Annotated in this window: 16 protein-coding genes; all 16 read right to left on the minus strand. The window is 47.5% G+C overall.

Annotated elements, in window-relative coordinates:
• Nucleotides 1-28: 28 nt before the first annotated feature.
• The 16 genes from Q5873_RS05420 to smc all read right to left on the minus strand — a co-directional run bounded on the left by Q5873_RS05420 (nt 29) and on the right by smc (nt 22,099).
• Nucleotides 29-1,273: a type II secretion system protein GspD gene (locus Q5873_RS05420; RefSeq protein ID WP_303059701.1), complete on the minus strand. Its 1,245-nt coding sequence runs from the start codon at nt 1,271-1,273 to the stop codon at nt 29-31.
• Between the two features lie 12 nt (nt 1,274-1,285).
• Entirely contained in the window at nt 1,286-1,972 is a 687-nt protein-coding gene (locus Q5873_RS05425; RefSeq protein ID WP_303059703.1) for a hypothetical protein, read from the minus strand.
• A gap of 101 nt (nt 1,973-2,073) precedes the next feature.
• The gene (gene galE, locus Q5873_RS05430; protein WP_303059705.1) at nt 2,074-3,066 is read right to left on the minus strand and encodes a UDP-glucose 4-epimerase GalE; all 993 of its coding nucleotides are present in this window, start codon (nt 3,064-3,066) and stop codon (nt 2,074-2,076) included.
• 14 nt (nt 3,067-3,080) lie between these two features.
• A complete protein-coding gene (locus Q5873_RS05435; protein ID WP_303059707.1) occupies nt 3,081-4,517 on the minus strand; it encodes a glucose-6-phosphate isomerase in 1,437 nt (478 codons plus the stop codon).
• Nucleotides 4,518-4,668: 151 nt separating this feature from the next.
• Nucleotides 4,669-5,391, minus strand: coding sequence for a ribonuclease H family protein (locus Q5873_RS05440; protein WP_288300946.1), 723 nt, complete (start codon nt 5,389-5,391; stop codon nt 4,669-4,671).
• 129 nt (nt 5,392-5,520) lie between these two features.
• Nucleotides 5,521-6,006 (minus strand): Cys-tRNA(Pro) deacylase, encoded by a 486-nt coding sequence (ybaK, locus tag Q5873_RS05445; RefSeq protein ID WP_303059710.1) that lies wholly within the window; start codon nt 6,004-6,006, stop codon nt 5,521-5,523.
• 48 nt (nt 6,007-6,054) lie between these two features.
• Nucleotides 6,055-7,056: a nucleoid-associated protein gene (locus tag Q5873_RS05450; RefSeq protein ID WP_303059711.1), complete on the minus strand. Its 1,002-nt coding sequence runs from the start codon at nt 7,054-7,056 to the stop codon at nt 6,055-6,057.
• A gap of 96 nt (nt 7,057-7,152) precedes the next feature.
• Nucleotides 7,153-7,752: a rubredoxin-like domain-containing protein gene (locus Q5873_RS05455; protein WP_288759481.1), complete on the minus strand. Its 600-nt coding sequence runs from the start codon at nt 7,750-7,752 to the stop codon at nt 7,153-7,155.
• Between the two features lie 86 nt (nt 7,753-7,838).
• The gene (locus Q5873_RS05460; protein ID WP_303059714.1) at nt 7,839-8,771 is read right to left on the minus strand and encodes an NAD-dependent epimerase/dehydratase family protein; all 933 of its coding nucleotides are present in this window, start codon (nt 8,769-8,771) and stop codon (nt 7,839-7,841) included.
• Between the two features lie 59 nt (nt 8,772-8,830).
• Nucleotides 8,831-10,177 carry a branched-chain amino acid transport system II carrier protein gene (gene brnQ / locus Q5873_RS05465; RefSeq protein WP_303059715.1) on the minus strand — a complete coding sequence of 449 codons (1,347 nt, stop codon included), beginning with the start codon at nt 10,175-10,177 and terminating at the stop codon, nt 8,831-8,833.
• Nucleotides 10,178-10,262: 85 nt separating this feature from the next.
• Nucleotides 10,263-12,092: an excinuclease ABC subunit UvrC gene (gene uvrC, locus Q5873_RS05470; protein WP_303059716.1), complete on the minus strand. Its 1,830-nt coding sequence runs from the start codon at nt 12,090-12,092 to the stop codon at nt 10,263-10,265.
• Nucleotides 12,085-14,934 (minus strand): excinuclease ABC subunit UvrA, encoded by a 2,850-nt coding sequence (gene uvrA, locus Q5873_RS05475; RefSeq protein WP_303059717.1) that lies wholly within the window; start codon nt 14,932-14,934, stop codon nt 12,085-12,087. The genes uvrC and uvrA overlap by 8 nt, the downstream gene beginning before the upstream one ends.
• A gap of 11 nt (nt 14,935-14,945) precedes the next feature.
• A complete protein-coding gene (uvrB, locus tag Q5873_RS05480) occupies nt 14,946-17,102 on the minus strand; it encodes an excinuclease ABC subunit UvrB (RefSeq protein WP_288300936.1) in 2,157 nt (718 codons plus the stop codon).
• Between the two features lies 1 nt (nt 17,103).
• Nucleotides 17,104-17,517, minus strand: a complete 414-nt coding sequence (locus tag Q5873_RS05485) for a hypothetical protein (protein WP_051245875.1) — start codon at nt 17,515-17,517, stop codon at nt 17,104-17,106.
• Nucleotides 17,518-17,615: 98 nt separating this feature from the next.
• Nucleotides 17,616-18,548: a signal recognition particle-docking protein FtsY gene (ftsY, locus tag Q5873_RS05490; protein WP_303059721.1), complete on the minus strand. Its 933-nt coding sequence runs from the start codon at nt 18,546-18,548 to the stop codon at nt 17,616-17,618.
• Nucleotides 18,548-22,099 (minus strand): chromosome segregation protein SMC, encoded by a 3,552-nt coding sequence (smc, locus tag Q5873_RS05495; RefSeq protein ID WP_303059722.1) that lies wholly within the window; start codon nt 22,097-22,099, stop codon nt 18,548-18,550. Before smc ends, ftsY begins: the two co-directional genes overlap by 1 nt.
• Nucleotides 22,100-22,111 lie beyond the last annotated feature (12 nt).

Below are 22,111 nucleotides of genomic sequence, written 5' to 3' on the forward strand. Positions count from 1 at the left end.
CTTGCTCGTCATTACACAATCTATTTAATTATCCTCTATCCGGCACATATTGTAAAGGTCCCTCGTCATAGCCGACAGAGGGAATCACATCGGCTTTTACTAAAATACAAAGCTCCACGCTGTCTTTCGTACGTCGCGCATGGCGAAATAAATGACCTACCAACGGTAAATCCCCTAATAACGGTACCTTACTTTCCTGACGTCCCGTGCGATTATCCATCAATCCGCCGATAACCAACACTTCTCCCCGTCGCAAATGTACACGCGTATGTGCTTCTCGTGATGTAATTCTGTACGCCTTTAATTCGGACACCATGGAAGGGCTGCTGACTTCCGCAAAGATATCCGCATCTACACTGCCATCAGATGTAACATACGGTGTACAGGTCAATCGAATACCCGACTCTTCATAACGCACGGTCGTTCTCGTTTCACCGTCTTCGCGATTTTCTACCAATACAGGCAGCTTATCACCGATAAGAATTTTTGCTTCCTCTCCGTTTACCGTCATGATGGATGGTTTTGTAATAAGTACACTTTTACCTTCCGTTTCCGACGCATGAAGTGTCGGTTTTACTAATACGTGGTACCTATCGCTTCGCAGCAGCTTACCGTAAGTAATCGCGCCGTATTCATGCGTGCTGTCTTCTCCATGCCCAGTCAAGCTTTGCCAACTCCATTCAATTCCGGCTTCCTTCATATAAGAAGATTCCATAGCTACCACGGCCGCTTCAATATGAACCTGTTGCGGTATACGATCTATCGTATCCAGCACCTCTGTAATACGACGCCATTCGGCCGGCGTAGCATACACCATAATTTGATTGGTAGCTTTTATAACACGGCACCGTTTCGTATCAATAACTGCTGCCAATGCATCGGCCAGTGCCGGTGGTGATAGATGCTTAGGTACAACAATATGCGCCTGTCGATCCTCTTTGCTTCCCATTCCGCTGCCATCTACTACGAGAATTCCCTTTTCTTCCGTTACGGAAAAATGCTTTAGTTTTCCCAACATACAGATAGCTTCCTTACCGCTTTCGTGATTAAAGTCAGCCGTTACTTCGCCGGATAAAGTTTCTGTCCCTATAATAGGAATCCCCTCCGATCTGGCAATCCCCCGTACTAATGCGGCTATATTGGCATTATTAACATGCATTGTTACAGCGGCTTCTACTGTAGTACTCACGTCCCACAGGAGCACTGTTATCACAGCCACCATAATGAACATAAATTTCTTTACTAACGATTTAGGTACATACCCGATTACCATGTATTCCATCTCCTATAAATATATTCTTCTCGTACCGGTGCCGTCGGCAATGACAACGCTGGTATCTGTAATAGAAACAATACGCACACCACCTACACCTTCACCTACTCCGCAGGCTTCCTCCTGCTCACCTACACGCAAAAGTGCTACCGGATGTCCCCCGGTTACGATACCTTGTAGCGTTACCGTTTTATTTCGAGAAGAGGAGACGCTTTTCTTCGGCGCCGTTGAAGTATCTCCCTGTAATGCTTGTGGTGTCCGGCTCCGCAGCGCCTGTACATAGTCTCCTACTCTCATCTCACTGCTTCCGCGCTGTCTTTTTGCTGTATTCTCTCCCCCTCTATCTTGTAGCGGAACTAATTCCATCGACATACTCTCAGTCGTATCTCCGTGATGTATAATTCCGTCGAAGGGATTCTCCAATGGCCAAGCTCGCTGACTATTGGCTACGCTTACTAACTCTTTTTCTCCGTCGTCTGTTACCTGTTTGCCCTCAGTCAATTCGTATCCTCTATTATGTGCATCTATCGTTGACGTTGTATTTGCTGCCGATGTATGTCCGAAAACAGTATGTAACGCGCCTACCTGCCAACCGTATATACCAATACTGCAAAATAAAAAGACCGCTCCACACAGGAGTCGGCCCTTTCTTTTTACTATATCCCATACTGCCTGTCGGTTCGGTCTTTTTATATTCATATGTTTTGCCTTCTTTTACTTATTTATCTTCTTTCACTTATAATAAACTACTCTTCTGCCGTAGAACAATCACTACTTGCTAGTTTATTCCGTATTCTTCATCAGTCTTTGTCATCATATCCGTTAGGATGTGCTTCATGCCAACGCCATGCATCAGCCAATACTTGTTCTACCTCACTGGCTACCGGCTTCCATCCCAGCATATCTTTAATTCTATCCGAAGAAGAAATCAATTTTGCCGGGTCACCGGCACGGCGTTCACCGATAGTCACGTTAAAATCAATGCCCGTCACTTTCTTAGCCGCATCAATAATTTCCTTAACACTAAAGCCATTGCCCGTTCCTAAATTAAATACCTGCGATTCGCCGCCGTCACGTAAATATTCCATTGCCAACACATGAGCCGACGCTAAATCGCTGACATGGATATAGTCGCGTATACAAGTACCGTCTGCCGTAGGATAGTCTGTACCAAACACGGTAATAGACTCACGTTTTCCCTGCGCTGCCTGCAATACAAGCGGAATCAAATGTGTTTCCGGTGTATGATCTTCACCAATACAACCCGAATGGTCGGCTCCGGCTGCATTAAAATACCGCAAGGCTACATAATGCATACCGTAAATAGAGCTGTAATCACGAAGCATATGTTCAATCATAAGCTTCGTACGTCCATATACATTAGTCGGATGCAAGTCTGCTGTTTCCTTAATGGGCACCTCATCCGGTTCGCCGTATACGGCGGCTGTCGAAGAAAATACGAAATAACGAACACCGGCCTGTCGTGCTGCTTCGATAAGGCGAAACGAACCGACCACGTTATTTTCATAATAAATCGCAGGGTTTACCATAGATTCGCCTACTTGCGAATGTGCGGCAAAATGCATAATGCCCTCTATCTGTTCCTCCCGGAGAAGTTCTGCCAGATTCGGATCCGCAATGTCTTTATTAATAAACGCAACTCCCGCCGGTACGGCTGCCACATGTCCTCGCGATAGATTATCCAATACCACCGGTTCGTGACCGGCTGCCAATAAAGCCTTCACGGTGTGACTGCCGATGTAACCGGCACCGCCGGTAACCAATAACTTCATAGCTGTAACGCCTCCTATTTTTCTTCCTTGTGCGCTGCCAATTTAGGACCCAGCAGCTTCTTATACACTTCCACGCCCGGTTGATTAAACGCATCTACGCCGGCGAGCTGACCTTCATAGAAAATAGCCCAGCAATACATGAACATGATTTCACCCAAATGAAATGCATTCAATTGCGGCAATTCTACCGTACAATTAAAACGATTATCGCTGGTCAATGCTTCTGCGTTAGCTTCCAAGGCTGTATTCATAATCGTATGTAAGGGTAATCCGCTGAAGGCAGCCAGTTTACTGTACGTATCGTATGTATGCGGTACGACGAAATCCGATTTTCCTTTTGCTATCCGCACAAAGCTGACGATTTTATTGTATCGACCCTCTTGATGCTCCTGCGTCTGCGCATGCATATCCGTCGTACCTACGGCCACCACCGGTGTGCGACCGTACCGACTGCCATCCTTCTGCTCCTTGCCGAGAGATTCCGCCAACAGCTGTACATACCATTCCGATAAGGACTTAAGATTATCACCGTAGGGCATCATAATTTCTATATTGCGACCGTATTTTTCTGCTGCAATATATTTTAACAATGCATTCATCAACGCCGGATTCTCTGTAACAATGCCTGTCTGACACGCTTCATCCATAGACTTGGCACCATCTAAAAATTCTCGAATGGCAAAGCCGGTCACGGCACCGATAATAAGACCTACTTCGGTAAACACGGAGAAACGACCGCCCACGCCGTCCGGTACGGAAAAAATAGGCCAATTCTTTTCTACTGCCAAGCTGTGCAGCAGCGTTTCCTTTTCGCCTTCATGAGGATCCGTCACAGCAATGACTTCGTAATCAATGCCTGCATCCCGCAGTCCTTGCTCTACTACCATAAAATTAGACATAGGCTCTATCGTAGATCCGGATTTAGAAATGACGATGAGCATAACCTTGTAGTTACCGCTCTTTGCCTGTGCTTCACGGCAAAGCTGATCAATAAGTGCTGCCGTGCGATCACCGTCTACATTATTACCACTAAAATATAATCGCGGATATTGATTACGTTCTTCCGCACTCATGGAATTCCAAAATTCGCCGCAATGTACATCAAACAGCACCTTGCCTCCCAAATAGGAGCCACCGATACCAAAGCTCACTACCGCATCAATCTCTGCCTGCGCATGCTTTCCCAGCGCCTCTAAGCGATGAAGCACCGCTGGGCTGTTAATATTCCCTTCCTCTATATACGGTAATTGAGGAAATAGCACCGCCTCCGGCTCGCCGTCTTTGGAAAGATGACCGTCTACAACGCCGCTGCGCCGTACACGTTCAGATGCCTTTACGGCATTAGCAATCCGTTCAAAGGATTCTTCGATATCCTGTTGTACTACGCCGCCATCCATCATTATATTTGTATAATCAAAGGAAAAACCCGATGATAATGTGATTTTCTTCATAACTGTCACCGTCCTTTATTAATTATTTGCATAGCAATCATGATGATAGCTACCTTTTCATTGTAACGGTATTTTTGTTCATTAGCAACCAATAAATGCTCATTAGAAGTCTATATTCCCACTATTCACATAATTCTTGTCAATGCGCATACTATACCTTTTTTGTTCCTGCCTTAGCCAAACTGTCTGCCCGTTCATTGTAGGCTACGCCGGTATGCGCCGCCACCTTATGAAATACTAGCTTCACGTTGTTAGCTGCGGCTTTACAAAAAGCAGCGTACGATTGCGTTAAAGGATTGTTTGCCTTCCACCGGCCCGTGGCCCACATTTCTATGCCCATATAATCGTAGTAAATATGACACTCATCGTATCTGCCTGCCAAGGCTTCCTCAATAACATGCCGTGCTGCCAACAATTCTCCGGCAACATTCCAATACGCCGTGTACAGGGATTCGCGAGTACCGAACGAAAACTCCGCCTCTTCATTGCCACGGAATATAATTCCGCCGGCACCTACCGCCCCCGTTCTTTTATCAAAACTACCGTCAATATATGCGGTCAATATAGTTTCTGTCGATGGTGCGACCTCTTCTTTTCCAGTTTTGTCGGATATACTCTCTCCTATAGATTTACGAGACGTAGGCACGCCACCGCTTAATATCCTTCTTTCCTCGGCTTCCTTAGGTGATCCGAAATAATCGGCTAAGGACATGCTTACACTGCCCCCTGTCATAAAGGCCTCCGCTTCCTTCATCGTGGGAAACGATTTAAAAACAGCACCGGCATATCCCTTCACCTGCTTTTCACAATCGCTCCAGGTCACGTAGATTCCCGGTGTACGCCCTCGTTGTACGGCATAAAACTTTTTGGCCATGCGACCTCCTTTGCATTACGTCTTCACTATTATTAATACATTGTACATTCTCTATTGACCATATACTACATACGGATCTATTGCCTGTATATTATCCTCTTCCATGATTCACTGCATAGGACTAATCGGTTACATGGTAAGCGGTACAAACTGTGCTTGTACCACCTCTGCCAATTCCTGCGGATTCAGCTGAATTTGCATACCGCGCAGTCCTGCACTGACATAGACCGCATCGAATTGCGCCATAGTTTCATCGAAATATGTAGGGAAAAGCTTCTTCATCCCCACCGGCGAACAGCCGCCGCGCATATAACCGGTAATACCCAATAACTCCTTCACATGAATTAATTCCACCGACTTGTTGCCGCTGATTCTAGCAGCCTGCTTCAAATCCAATTCCGCCGCTACGGGAATACAAAAAACAACCGGTCCTGTCTTAGCCCCGCGGCCAACCAATGTTTTAAACACACGCTCTGCCGGCAAATGTAATTCCTCCGCCGCATGTACACCGGTACCGCGCCCTTCTTCCCATTCATATTCCAATACATTGTATGCCACCTTATGTGTATCCAAAATACGCATAGCATTTATTTTCTTGTGATCCTTCTTACTCATACCTACTTCATACCTCGTTTACTGCGTTTTATTTTCCTTTATCAGACGTCACTTGTTAGAAATTTTATTTATATTCTTTAACTCGATTCGCAACGTACCATCAGGATTCGTAACGATTTCAATAAAATCTCGGTTCTTCATATATTCTACGGGAAAGCTGATTTCGATGCCCGTATCCGTCTTTATCTTATGCTGTCGTCCCTGCTTGCCGGCAAACTCACGATTCACCGGTAAAGGTCGCATCATATCGGCTTCGGCCAATTCCTTTTTAGCGGCTTCCTGCTGAATAGGATTACTGCTGAACACATCCTCAATAACAGCTACCGGATCTAAGGTATCGGACACCTCGGCGTTCTTTGCAATGATTTCCTTCGCCTTGGCCATCTCTGCTACGCCGTCCGACTCATGAGCCGTTGCCACTCGATTTACGATATTTTTTACTTTACGCACCGTATCGCGTGACGACTGATTTGTTCCGATGTCAAGAAGCTTATCGCTGAGAATATACACGACCTCACCGTCATATTCTCCCTTAGGCTCAAATACGCGTACACTGTAATTCTCTAAATTGACGGCAAAAAAAGATCGTATTTTCTGCGTCGGCATGGGAAGTACTGCCCGATGCTCAACCAGCTCCGTCGTCAATGTGCCATCATCCTCGCTAAACAGTTGATGCGTATATGCATCATGTGCTTGGCAAAGAAGTAAGCACAGATAATTGCCTGCATCACCGGCAGCTTCACAGAAAATCCCATCCATAACTACCGGCTCCGTAGCCTGCTTCATATAATTAAACAGTTGCTCCCCCATCGCTTTAGACAATGCTACCATCGAAGTTTCACCTGCCGCATACGATGCCAGCTGCTGACCTATATGACTCTCTTCTCGAATATAGCCGGTACGAGCGCCGGGATCCCTAAATGCCTTATCCACATGAGCTTGCAAATAATTTTGTATATGCTCTTCGCCTACTTGCAGTTCATTTTCCGAATACACTGCCAAGGACGAGGTAAAATCAAAAATTTGCAGTACTGCTTTATTTACCTGCATCTATCACAACTCCTATAAAAAAATTAAGTGCTCTGCCATCACGTATTATAACACATGAATCAGAGCACTCATTATTACATATTTTATTGACGTTCGTTAACCGGCTACATACGGTCCATGCAAACCGGCAAACAAATGGGAGCCTTTTTTCCCGAGAACAGCTGCCACAACGGACGAAACCAATCCCAGCCCAGACATAATCAACGCATTTTCCGGTCCCACGCCGGTTGAAAAGGCGATATAGGACTGTCCCAGCGTAATGAGGAAATAAACAATGCTCAAGTACATCTTACGTTTTAACAACGGTGCCGTAGTCGTCTTGTACCGCAACTTGCCTCCGATGTAACCGCTAACTGCACCGATTAATGACAAAAGAGGCATAATCATAGCAATCAAAGTTACCACATCGAACAAACGATACGATAAACCGTAAGGTACTACTAAGGCAATCAACGGCACCAACAAGGTACCTGCCGAACCGGTAATCGGGAAATGTACGGCAATCGGATGTAAATGCAAATCCAATAACTTCTTACGTGTCGGATTCAAACGGCGCGGATTATACTCCATCCAAACCGTCTTTGGGTAACCACAGGCCGGACAAGGCTGATCTGCCTTATCTGCCGTTTCGATGTATCCGCAAACACGGCAAATAATATACTGTATCTTCTTCTCTTGTTGCTTTTTCGTTTCCATACATCTCTCCTTCATCATCTAACACACCAATATGTCATAGATAATTTTCATTGACACATATGTAAAAGTGTAATATATTATCACCTTTACATATCAAAATTTTCCATATCTGCAAAATAATGATACGTTGTTTTCAGGCCACTTGTCAAATCTATTTTTGCTCTAAATCCAAGGTCATTATTGCTTTTTTTGATACTTAATCTTGAGTGTTTTATATCGCCGGTACGAGTCGGCTCATAGCTGATATCAATATCGGTTCCGATAATAACTTTTAATTCGCCAAGTAGTGTATTCAAAGAAGTCCCTACTTCGGTGCTTACATTATACACACCGCTACATTCCATATGCTGCAACGCCAACATATTAGCTTCCACTACATCGCCTACATAAATAAAATCGCGGGTTTGCTCACCATCACCATATACCGTAACGCCTTGTCCCTTAGCTAAACGTTCACAGAATATGCTGATAACACCGCCTTCACCGCCGTGCCCCTGGCGAGGCCCGTACACATTGGAGTAGCGGAAGCAAATATAATCAAGACCAAAGGCTTCCTTATAGATACGCAAGTAACTTTCCGTCGTCAGCTTCGTCAAACCGTAAAAAGAGGACGGTGCCCCCTGCATAGCTTCCGTTAACGGCAACGTATCTAAATCACCATACACGGCTGCGGAGGATGGCATAATCAACTTTTTAACATTAGCAGCCCGACACGCATTAAGGACATTAATCAATCCCATCAGATTGATATCGCAATCCAATGCAGGCTTCTCCATGGATACAGGCACCATCGTTTGTGCTGCTTCGTGAAATACATAATCCGGTTTAAATTCCAGCAATACCTGCGTCAATGCTGTATCACGAATATCCATTTCACGAAAATCAGCCTTACCATTGACAAACTCACGACTGCCGGTAAATAAATTATCAATCACAAGAACCCGATGTCCTTCTTCAATCAAACGATCTGTCAAATGGGACCCGATAAAACCGGCCCCGCCGGTAACACAAATATTCATGGAGCATTCCTCCTACTTAATTAATATAGCCGTACATGATCAGTGAAATTATAGATGCGTTATACTTGGGCACGCGAAAAAGCCGCATGTATACAGCCGATAATACAACCGATAATCGATGGCACCACCCATCCCATGCCTATATCGAAAAACGGCAATTGCCCGTATGCAGCCAGTATGCTTTGCACCGTTGCCGTGTGCGCTAGCACTGCCGGCAATGTATTCAATGCATCACCGATAGCAGCCAATACGGCAAAGCCCGTAGTCCAAGCATATACAGCGCGACGATGATGGAACAACGGTGATAAAAAGGTTAATAAAATCAACGTGATCGTCAATGGATATAAGAGCATTAGAATAGGAATAGCCAACGTAATAATTTGTGTCAACCCTACATTGCCGATTAAAAAGGAGACTACGGTAAACACATATGCATACGGTTTATAACTCATACTTGCCGGAAATAAATCGGCGAAGGTTTCCGAACAAGCACTGATAAGACCGACCGCTGTTTTCAAACAGGCCAAGGTAACAATAACAGCCAGAAGAACAGCCCCTACGGATCCAAAATAATAATCCGCCGTTTGTGCCAAAGCAATCCCGCCGTTTGCCGAAAGGGCCAGCGTCGTTACACCGGACGCCCCTACATACGCTAAGAAGCCATAGATAACTACCATTAAAATAACCGTAACAATGCCGGATTTTACAATACCTCCGGCAATGGCACTCGGTTCGGTCACGCCCAATTCACGCATGGCACGCACCACGACAATACCGAATGCCAACGCTGCCAGTGCATCCATTGTGTTATAGCCTTCCGTAAATCCTTTGAAGAAAGCATGACTTACATAATCGCCGCTAACGGGTGCTCCCGCAATACTTCCCATAGGTGCGAGCAAGGCCGTCACCAAAAGCACTGCCAAAAAGAGTAAAAATAAAGGGTTGAGCAATTTTCCGATATACACCATCAGCTTGCCCGGATTCATGGCAAAGAATAAAGCTACCACAAAAAATGCCAACGTAAAACCGGCCAAGGCCATCGTCTGATAGGCTTCGCCGATATACGGTGCCAATCCGATTTGATAGGATACCGTAGCCGTACGCGGCAAAGCAAACGCAGGACCTATGGTTAGATATAATAACACCGTAAATAATTTCGCATAGGTCGGATGTATGCGCGAAGCCAAATCAAATAAGCCGTTGCTTCGAGAAATACCGATGGCTACCACACCTAAAAACGGTAACCCGATAGCTGTAATAAGAAAGCCTACTGTCGCTAGCCATACAGAAGCACCGGCTTCCTGTCCCATATGAACCGGGAAAATTAAATTGCCGGCTCCGAAGAACATGCCGAACAACATTGAGCCGATAAGTATCGACGAACTCAATGATAATTTTTGCTGCACTGGAATCACTCTCCTGTTAATTAGGTAATATATTGCACACAATTACCATAGTATCCCAAATAAAGACCATAGTCAAACATGTATATCAGCCTTCGATAATTTTCTTTTTTTCATCCTTCGACAAGCGGAAAAAACGATATACTGCTTCCGCCGCTTTATGATTCATGCCGTCTGCCGCCGCCAGTTCTTCCACCGTCGCCGCCTTGATGGCTTCCATAGTACCGAAATGCTTCCACAGTGCCTGTCGGCGTTTGGGGCCGATCCCCTCAATATGATCGAGAATGGATTCCAGATTGCGCTTGCCCCGTAGCTTGCGATGGTACGTAATGGCAAAACGATGGGCTTCATCACGAATTTGCTGGAGCAATTGTAATTCCGGCGAATGATGTGACAAGATAATGCTTTCCGATTTGCCTTCCACAAACACTTCTTCAATGCGCTTAGCCAAGGAAATAACGGGTACATCGCTGACACCTACCTTGCGTATCAACGGAAGTGCCGCATTCAGCTGACCTTTGCCGCCGTCAATAATAATCAAATCCGGCAAGGGCCAATCCCGTTCATTACCGTAGCGGCGCTCCATAATTTCTGCCATGGATTTAAAATCATCCGGCTTTCCCTGCACGGTTTTCAATTTAAACCGGCGATATTCTTTTTTTGCCGGCCGTCCGCCTTCAAAGACAACCATGGAGGCTACTGTTTCACTTCCTTGGGTATGAGAAATATCAAAGCATTCCATGCGCTCCGGCAAACGCGGTAAATCCAACACCTCTGCCAATTTTTTCACCGCACCGCCGCTTTTATCCAAATTATATTGCCATTGACGACGGCGTTCGTTCAAAAAATTATGTGCATTTTCTTCCGCCATGCGAAGCAAATCTTTTTTATAACCCCGCTGCGGTACACTGACTTCCACCTGCTGTCCCTTCATGGCACTGAACCATTCGCTGAAAAGCGTACGGTCCTCCGTTTCCATTGGCAATAACAGTTCCTTTGGAATAAATGTAGATGCACCGTAATATTGCTTAATAAATTCCGTCATAATCGTCACCGGTTCATCACCGTCATTTTGCACGAAATAATTTTCTCGTCCCAACAAGCGACCGCTGCGAATAAAAAAGAGTTGCACACAGGCCAGTTGCCCTTCCGCAGCAATCCCCAGTACATCAATGTCACCGCGCTGCGTCACCATCCGTTGCTTTTCCTGCACCTTCTCAATGCTTTGCAGCTGATCGCGGTACAGCGCCGCCGTTTCAAAGTCCCACTCCTCCGCGGCAGCTTCCATCTTTTGCTGCAGCACATCCAATAAGGGAATACGCTTTCCTTCAAAAAGATGGACAATCTCGTCAATGTACGTCGCATAGTGTTCTTTCTTCACATATCCCATGCAAGGAGCCTCGCAATATCCCATATGATATTGCAGACATGGCCGGTCCACCTTCATATTGCGGCATGTACGCAGGGGAAAATGTTGCCGCAACAGCTTAAGCGTACGATGTACTGACGTTACATCCGTGAAAGGGCCGAAGTACTTTGCCCCGTCCCGTTCCATGCGCCGCGTCATCAATACGCGAGGAAACTCCTCTTGCACCGTGATTTTCACATACGGATATGTCTTGTCATCGCGAAGCATAATATTATAGCGCGGATGATGTTCCTTAATAAGGGTAGCTTCCAGAATCAACGCTTCCATTTCCGTCTTTGTCTGTATAACCTCCACATCAACGGCGCGTCGCATCATGGCTTCCACTTTAGGAGCACGTCGGCTATCGTGGCGCACATAGGAACGCACGCGATTGCGCAAATTGATTGCTTTACCTACATAAATAATTCGCTTGTACTGATCGTGCCATAAATATACCCCCGGTGTAGTCGGTAAATGGCTGACTTTCTCCAGTAATTCTTCGCTAACCATCAATCTTTCCTTCCATATGTGCCTTAGTCTTGGCTAATACAGGTGCCAAAAAACGCCCCGTGTAGCTTTCCGGTACTCGGCAGATCTCTTCCGGTGTACCCGTAGCCACAATAGTACCGCCTCGCGTTCCCCCTTCGGGACCGAGATCGATAATATGATCCGCCGTTTTTATCACATCGAGGTTATGCTCGATAACAACTACCGTATCGCCACCGTCTACCAGTTTCTGCAATACATCGAGGAGCTTACGAATATCTTCGGCGTGAAGTCCCGTAGTCGGTTCGTCCAGAATATACAAGGTTTTCCCTGTACTGCGCCGCGCCAATTCCGTCGCCAGTTTAACTCGCTGCGCTTCGCCGCCGGACAAAGTCGTTGCCGGCTGTCCCAGACGAATATAACCCAGGCCCACCTCTTGCAACGTTACCAACTTCCGGTGAATCTTAGGAATCGCCTTAAAGAACTCCACCGCATCATCAACGACCATGTTCAACACATCGGCAATAGATTTTCCTTTGTATTTCACCTCTAAGGTTTCCCGATTGTAACGCGCCCCCTTGCAGACCTCGCAAGGCACGTACACATCCGGCAGGAAATGCATTTCGATCTTGATAATACCGTCACCGCGACAAGATTCGCAGCGACCGCCGCGCACGTTAAAGCTGAAACGTCCTTGTTTATAGCCGCGCATCTTCGCTTCCGGTGTTTGACTGTACAACTCGCGAATCGCATCGAACACGCCTGTATAAGTAGCCGGGTTGGAACGCGGCGTACGCCCGATGGGGCTTTGATCGATATTAATAATCTTATCTATATATTCGGTACCGCGAATTTCTTTGTGCGCTCCTACCTTATGATGGGAACGATACAGCGTATTGGCCAAGCCCTTATACAAAATCTCATTAATTAACGTGGATTTTCCCGAACCGCTGACGCCGGTTACTACCGTAAACACACCGATGGGGAATTTCACATTGATGCCTTTTAAATTATTTTCCTTGGCCCCGCGGATTTCCAAATACTGCTTGCCCGGCTTACGTCGCTGCTCCGGCAAAGCAATATATTTTTTACCACTTAAATATTGACCGGTTATAGATGCATCGTTAGCCATAACTTCCGCCACCGTGCCGGCCGCTACAACCTGTCCGCCGTTTTCACCGGCTGCCGGACCGATATCAACCAAATAATCGGAAGCCAGCATCGTATCTTCATCATGCTCTACCACTAATAGGGTATTGCCCAAATCACGCAAACCCTTTAATGTAGCAATCAAGCGATCATTATCGCGCTGATGCAAGCCGATAGAAGGTTCGTCCAAAATATACAGGACCCCTACCAACCCGGATCCGATTTGCGTAGCTAAACGAATGCGCTGCGCTTCACCGCCGGACAGCGTACCGGCACTACGACTCATAGTTAAATAATCCAAGCCTACATCATTTAAAAATTGCAAACGGGCCTTGATTTCCTTTAGAATCTGCGCACCGATGAACTGTTCCCGTTCCGTCAATACTACTTCGTTAAAATACGCACCGGCCTCATTGATTGTCATCTGCGTTACTTCGTCAATATTCTTATCCCCTACGCGAATAGCCAAGGCTTCCGGTTTTAACCGCGCACCGTGACAGGTTTTACACGGCTTAATAGACATAAATTCTTCAAAGCTTTCCCGCATGCTGTCCGTAGATGCTTCGCTGTGGCGCCGTTTCACCATCGGTAAAATTCCTTCATATTCGGTATGGAATGTTTTTATTTCCCCCCGCATATTTTCATATTCGAAACGCACCTTTTCCGTCGTGCCGTTCATAACCTTGTCCTGTAATTCTTTGGGAAGATCGTTCCAGCAATTATCCAGCGTGTAGCCATATTCCTCCAAAAGTCCTTCCAACTGCCGCATGAACCATGCATTGGGATTCGAACTGAGAGGCAATACGGCACCGTCCGCAAAACTGGTATCGCCGTCCAACAGCACTCTGTCTTCATCGACCTCCATAGTGCTGCCCAACCCTGAGCAGGCCGGACAAGCTCCGAAGGGACTGTTAAAGGAAAACATGCGCGGTTCGATTTCCGGCAGCGATATTTGACAATCCGGGCAGGCAAAATGTTGGCTATAGGTATGCTCCGGCCCGTCTACCTCCTGTACGATCACAAGGCCTTCGCCCCATTGCGCCGCTGTTTCCATGGAATCCGTCAAACGCGACTCGATGCCTTCCTTCACGACCAGACGATCCACAACCAATTCAATGCTATGTTTTTTATTCTTCTCCAGGTTGATTTCTTCTTCCAAGGTATGAATCGTACCATCGATACGCACGCGCACAAAGCCTTCCTTGCGCAGCCGTTCCAGTAAATTTTTATGTTCCCCTTTCTTGCCGCGCAATACAGGCGCAATGACGAGAATTTTCGTTCGTTCCGGCAAGCGCATCACATCGTCTACCATCTGCTCGATGGTTTGTTGCGTAATCGGTTTGCCGCAAGACGGGCAATAAGCTCTACCGATACGGGCGAATAGTAAGCGCAGGTAATCGTAAATCTCCGTCACCGTGCCCACCGTAGAACGGGGATTACGACTGGTAGTTTTTTGATCGATAGATATTGCCGGTGACAGTCCTTCGATATAATCCACATCGGGCTTATCCATTTGCCCCAAAAATTGTCGAGCATACGCCGAAAGCGATTCCACATAACGACGCTGCCCTTCCGCATATATGGTATCAAATGCCAATGATGACTTGCCGGAACCGCTCAATCCGGTAATGACAATAAACTTATCTCGCGGCAAGCTGACATCAATATTTTTTAAATTATGTTGACGGGCTCCTTTTACTATAATTTGATCCTTCACGGCAACTCCTTTCACTTTTGTTGTTTCTGACCCTTGGCCGCACGCGGTTTACGCCGGCCTGCCTCATGCATATCAGACCAACGCTGACGCAATTCACCCAGTTCATCGCGCAATGCAGCGGCCTTTTCAAATTCTAACAGCTTGGCGGCTTCCTTCATTTCACGGGTTAACCGTTCAATCCGATTATATATATCCTCCGCAGTCATTTCTGCTGCTGCCGTCACACCTGTTTTATAAGAAGCTGTTGTTTCCGCCACTTGCGAAGACGTATCCGTGCTATCTTTACTGCGTCGTCCTCGCTTGCGACTTGTCGGCTGCTCTTCATCTTCCAGTTTCGTTAAATCAATAAGGTTCTTTACTTCTTTGCGAATCGACTTCGGCACAATACCATGCTCTTCATTATATGCTTGCTGTACCTTGCGACGACGATTCGTTTCCGCTATGGCTCTGTCCATAGATCCGGTTATGCGATCCGCATACATAATAACGCGCCCGTTTTCATTGCGCGCCGCACGACCTATCGTCTGAATCAGTGACGTATCGCTGCGCAAAAAGCCTTCCTTATCCGCATCAAGGATAGCCACCAAGGACACCTCCGGCATATCCAATCCTTCGCGAAGCAAGTTAATCCCTACCAGAACGTCGAATACGCCGGCACGTAAATCGCGTATAATATCGGCCCGCTCGATAGTGGCAATATCGGAATGCAGGTATCGCACCCGCACGCCCATTTCCTTGAGATAATCCGTTAAGTCCTCGGCCATTTTTTTCGTCAACGTCGTTACCAGTACACGTTCGTTACGTTTTGTCCGCTGATGAATTTCCCCTAACAAATCATCCATCTGCCCCTTGATGGGACGAATTTCGATAACCGGATCCAACAAACCGGTAGGACGGATAATCTGTTCCGCAATATTGGTTTGCACTTCCATTTCGTAGGGTCCCGGCGTAGCCGACACGTAAACAATTTGATTAATGCGTTCTTCAAACTCCTCAAATTTCAAAGGCCGATTATCGAGAGCCGACGGCAAGCGAAATCCGTATTCAATCAGGTTCTCCTTGCGGGCTCGGTCCCCGTTATACATAGCACGCAGCTGGGGCAAGGTCACGTGAGATTCATCAATGAGAATCATAAAATCATCGGGGAAGTAGTCAATCAACGTAAACGGTGCTTCACCGGGCTTGCGATTCGATAGAAGACGGGAATAGTTTTCAATGCCGGAGCAATAGCCCATTTCCTGCATCATTTCAATATCGTACCGCGTACGCTGCTCTAAGCGCTGCGCTTCCAACAAACGATCCTTTGCCTTCAGCTGTGCCAAGCGTTCATCCAATTCGGCTTCGATTCGTTGAATAGCCAGATTTAATTTATCCTTAGTCGTTACATAATGCGATGCCGGGTAGACGGCAATATGCTTGCGCTCCGCCACGACCTCACCGGTAAGTACGTCAATTTCCGCAAGGCGATCGATTTCGTCACCGAACAATTCCACCCGCACCGCTCTTTCACTGTAAGCGGCCGGAAAAATTTCAATAGTATCCCCGTGAACGCGGAAGGTACCACGAGTAAAATTCATATCATTACGGCTGTATTGAATATCCACTAATTTTTTTAGTATTTCTTCGCGCGACTTTTCTTGCCCTAAGCGAAGAGACAATACCAGATCACTGTAATCCTCCGGATCGCCTAAGCCGTAAATGCAGCTGACGGAAGCTACAATAATGACATCCCGTCGTTCGAAAAGGCTCATCGTCGCCGAGTGGCGCAATTTATCGATTTCATCGTTAATGGACGCATCTTTCTCAATATATGTGTCGGTAGAAGCGATATATGCTTCCGGTTGATAAAAATCGTAATAGGATACGAAATATTCTACGGCGTTATTCGGGAAAAAACTTTTAAATTCACTGGCCAACTGCGCCGCCAATGTTTTATTATGGGCAATAATCAACGTCGGCTTTTGCACCCGTTCGATAAGCTTAGCCATCGTATAGGTCTTGCCCGTGCCGGTAGCTCCGAGGAGTACCTGTGCCCAATCGCCGTTTTCTATTCCCTTCGCCAAGGAATCAATCGCTGCCGGTTGATCCCCCATAGGCGCAAAGGGAGCCTCCACCTTAAACGGTGTAGGCTCGCCGCTGTAATTTCTGTGTATAGTAGGCGTCGCCATATTACTGCTCCTGTTCCGCCGGAACCTCCGTACGACTGGCCTGCAAGTGTTCTTGAATCATTGCGCGCTCTGCCGCGGTCAGTGTCGTCTTACCGGCTTCTGCCTGAATTGTCGTGTCTTGTCCTTCCAATACCTCAATAAGTAATGCTACCGAACGCTTGTCCAGTCCGCTTTCGTCAGCTACTTTAGCAGGTAGCTCCCATTCGCTGTCTTTAAAGGAAGCCAACCGCCCCTGCAGCTCGCGCCAATTTGCCAGTAACAGGCGTGTAATGGGGCGATATAATTCGCGCCCCATATACATAACAAGATCCGCAATGGTAGCAAAGGCTTCCTTCGGTGCGCCGTATTGGTTTACTTCGTTTTCACGTTCGCTATAAGCGATAATATCATCTCGTGTCATAGTACGTACATTCATTCTCTCTTTGTCCTTCTATTCTTCCTTACTAACTTTACAATCCCATATCTCGTCTCGCGTACCTATGCCTTCTCTTTTTATTCTATCTTGCTCTGTTTCTACGGCTGCTCTTCCGTGGTTTTGGCAAATAAGGCATTCGTGAAATCCTTGGCATTAAACGGACGCAAATCGTCCATGCCTTCACCTACACCGATCCACCGTACGGGAACCCCTAATTCCTCTTTGATGGAAATAACTACGCCGCCTTTGGCAGTGCCGTCCAGCTTCGTAACAACAATGCCATTAACCGGCACGGCTTGACCGAACAGTTTCGCCTGACTTACTGCATTTTGTCCCGTTGTACCGTCCAGTACCAACAGCGTCTGATGCGGTGCACCCGGTACCTGTTTATCGGCTACGCGACCTATTTTTTTCAATTCTTCCATCAAGTTTGTCTTGGTGTGAAGACGACCGGCCGTATCAATGATGACTACATCGGCCTGTTTGGCTTTCGCCGAGGCCAAGGCATCGAATACAACCGCTGCCGGATCGGCGCCTTCTTTATGCTTTACAATGGGAACACCGGCCCTGTCCGCCCAAATCGTAAGCTGTTCGGATGCAGCTGCACGGAACGTATCGGCCGCTGCCAAAATAACCGATTTACCTTCTTCTTTGTAATAATGCGCCAGCTTGGCAATCGTCGTCGTTTTGCCTACACCGTTGACACCTACCACTAAGATAACCTCCGGATTGTGCAACGTCATTTCTTCTTCCTGCGCACCCAGCATTTCGGCAATGCGCGCTTCCATGAAAGGCATAACATCGCCGGTATTGTTAATGATCCCTTCCGTAACACCGCGACGAATTTCTTTCATCAAATACTCCGTAGTGCGCACCCCTAAATCACCGGTGAGCATAACGGCTTCCAAATCATCCAAGAAATCATCGTCAATCTGCGCATAGCCGATAACAACGCGTTCTACGTTTTTTACAAATTGTTTACGGGTTTTTTCCAACCCTTTTTTTATTTTATTAAAAAAGCCTAAGGCCATTACATATCCTCCTTTACATCCTCTAAGGTTACCGTGAGCAATCGCGATACACCGCGTTCCACCATCGTTACCCCTTGCAATACATGAGCTGCCTCCATGGTTCGCTTACGATGGGATACCACGATGAATTGGGTATCCTCACCCAAGGTTTTAAGATACCGACCGAAGCGTTCTACATTTGCTTCGTCCAAGGCCGCATCCACTTCGTCCAACACGCAAAACGGTGCCGGCCGGTAATCGAGAAACGAAAACAGTAGCGCAATAACCGTCAAGGCCCGTTCACCGCCGGACAATAAACTCAGCTGCTGACGCTTCTTTCCCGGTGGCTGAATATAAAAATCAATGCCCCCCGTCAAGATATGCTCCCGGTCGGTCACTACAATCTGTGCCTGTCCGCCGCCGAACAGCTGACTGAATATACTCTGAAAGCGTTCGCCCACGATATCCAGCACTTGCAACAGCTGCTCGGTCATCGCCTTGTCAATTTCTTCGATTACCGTTTCTAGCTGCGCCTTCGCTTCGGTCAGATCATTTTGCTGTGCTTCATAGAAAGCAAGCTTATTCTTTGCCTCTTCATACTCCTCGATAGCATTGGGATTGACGGCCCCTAATGCTTCTATAGCCGTAGATAAAGTAATATGTGCGGTCTTCCAATCGGCAACGGCACCATCTACGCGCAGTGCTTGCGCTTCCTCACGGGTAAAGCCGAGAGCATCCAATCTTTCCAAGGCTTGCTCCTTCTGTACCTCATACTTCGCCAGCTGTTCGCGCATATCTCCTAAGCGGCGCTGCACCTGACGAAGACGATGTTCATTATCTTGACGGCTCTCTCGTAATTCATTGATAGCTTGCTCATACTCTTTAATTCGTCCGTAAAATGTCTCCTTGCCTGACACTATGGTCTGTATGGTAGCACGGCATTCCTTCAATGTTGTTTCTGCCTCCGACAACGCCTGCGGCAAATGATGCTGCATTGCTTCGCTGGCTTCTTGCCAAGCCGTATACAACGGTTGACGACGCAATTCATAAGAAGCAATGGCACCCTTCTTTTCGTGAATCGTACGACGTCGTTCGTCTTGTGCATTGTCTCCTTGCATAACGGCCAACTTCGCTTGACTCAGTACTTCATACGCTTTTTGTTGGGCCTCCTGCAATCGCCCCAACTCTTTCACGCGTTCCGCTTCATCCTCCGCACTTTCGCCTTCGCTATACAACGCTGTGCGCTGTTGCTCGGCATCCTGTAATGCCTGTGTAAGCTGAACTCTGCGCGTCTCCAATTCACGGCGACGCACTGTTTCGTCATGATATACTCGTTCCTTGCGCTCCAACCGTTCCTTAGCTACCGTAAGTGTAGCCTCGCGACTCGCTTGCTGTAAATGTAAATCGCGATACCGCTCCGTCGCTACTTCCAAGGCTGTATCCGTTTCACTCAGTGCCGTTTCACAGGCTGCCATCTCTGCCTTGGCCACTTCCAAGCGATGCTCCGTTACGGCGATGCGCTCGTCCAGTTGCTGTGCTTCTCGTTTGCGTGCCATAACAGTAGCCTTCCGCCGTTTTACGGCACCACCCGTTAACGATCCGCCGGGTTGTAATTGTTCACCGCCCAAGGTAACTACGGACAACCGATGCTGGTATTTTTTCTGCAACTCTATGGCATGCTCTAATGTATCGACTACAATCACTCTGCCCAATAATTGCGAAAAAATTCCCTCATAGCGGTTATCAAACTTGATGCAATCAACAGCCAGCCCTTGAACATGCGGTTCTTCTAATGCCGGTGATGTAAGCCGTCGTCCCTTTACCGCTTCCAGCGGTAAAAACGTAACGCGACCGCCTTGGATTTCCTTCAAATACGCCACCGCTTGCGAGGCCACCTGCGACGTAGTGGTTACGACGTGATTGACACTGCCGCCGAGAGCAATTTCGATAGCCGTTGCATACGTGTCATCTACCGTAAATAATTCGGCTACGGCACCGGCCACCGCCTTACGCCACGGCAAGGTAGCTTTCAATACGTTTCGCGTACCTTCACTGTAGCCTTCGTACTGTTCGGCCCACTGTGATAACAGCTCCCGTCGCCCTTTATCCTGCTCCAACCGTTGTCGATTCTGGCGCTGTTCCTTTTCCAAGCGGCGCATCGTTTGCTGACATTCGCTCTGACGTTCCCGGCAACGACGTCCGTCTGCTTCCGCCTCGGTTAATTGTGTCGTCAGCTGTTCATAGCCTTCGCGAATAGATGCGGTGTCACGGCGCGCTTCTTCGATTTCCGTTTCCAAACGCCCCAAACTTTCCGTTAAGCGCCGATACTCGTCTTCCGCCGCCGTCACATCCGAACGATAGCTTTCCGCTTTCGCAATCAACGCCATTTCCTGTTCCCGCCGGGTCCGCTCCTTTTGTTGCGCCTCCATAAACGATGCTTGCCCGGCCGTCAATGCTGCCGTAGCCGATGTATAATCGCTCTCCGCTTCCCGTTCTTTAGCACGCAGCAATACCAACTCCGCTTCTTCGTCAGCCATCAGTTTTTCCAATAACTGCACCTGCTGGGAATCGGCTTCTCGAGAGGCATCCAATTCATCCAAGCGACTCTTTTTATCCGCCGCTTCTTTTTCCATGGTTCGCATTTGCTCGCGCAGCATACGTACGTCCCCTTCGCACTCTGCCTCACGGCGCTGTGCTTTGGCGTAATCCTCTTCACAGGTGCGTAGCGCACTGCGCTGTTCCGTCAACGCCAGCTGTAACCGTTGCTCTTCCGCGCCGGTCGTCGCCTCCGTCGTTTGCAATTCCACATCCTCTGCTTCCAATGCCAGCTTATCGTTTTCCTGTCGCGTAAATAAGCGATCCGCCGTGCGATACTCATGCAGAGTCAGCACGGCTTCATAGGTCCGTCGTTCTCGACTGAGGCGGTTATACTCGCGCGTTGCCTCGGCCTTCTCTGCCAAGCTTTCCGTTTGCTCCGATAGATTGGCCATTAAATCCGCCACGCGTTCCATATTGCGCGTCGTTGTTCCAATGCGCCGCAATGCCTCTTCTTTATTGAGCTTAAACCGAGCAATACCGGCTACCTCTTCAAAAATCAGACGTCGTTCCTCCGGTTTGCTGTTTAAAATAGCATCCACGCGATTCTGACCGATAATGGCCATGGAATCCTTACCAAGCCCGGTGTCCGCCAAAAGCAAATGAATATCCTTTAATCGACACGCTTGCTTGTTGATAAAGAATTCGCTTTCCCCGGTGCGATACAACCGTCTGGTTACGGCTACCTCCGCTCGCTCTACCGGTAATTGCCCATCGCTGTTATCAAAGACTAAAGTCACCTCTGCCGTACTGAGCGGTTTACGCTTTTCCGTTCCCGCAAAAATGACATCTTCCGAACGCTGGCCACGCAAATTACGCACATTCGATTCGCCCAACACCCAGCGCATGGCATCCGTAATGTTACTTTTACCACTGCCGTTAGGCCCTACTATGGCAGTCATGCCCGGTGAAAATTTCACTATAGTTTTGTCCGCAAAGGATTTAAATCCTCGTAGCTCCAAACGAAGAAGCTGCATGGCTACCACCTT

The organism is Veillonella magna (assembly GCF_959600285.1).
Classification (GTDB): Bacteria; Bacillota; Negativicutes; order Veillonellales; family Veillonellaceae; genus Veillonella_A; species Veillonella_A magna.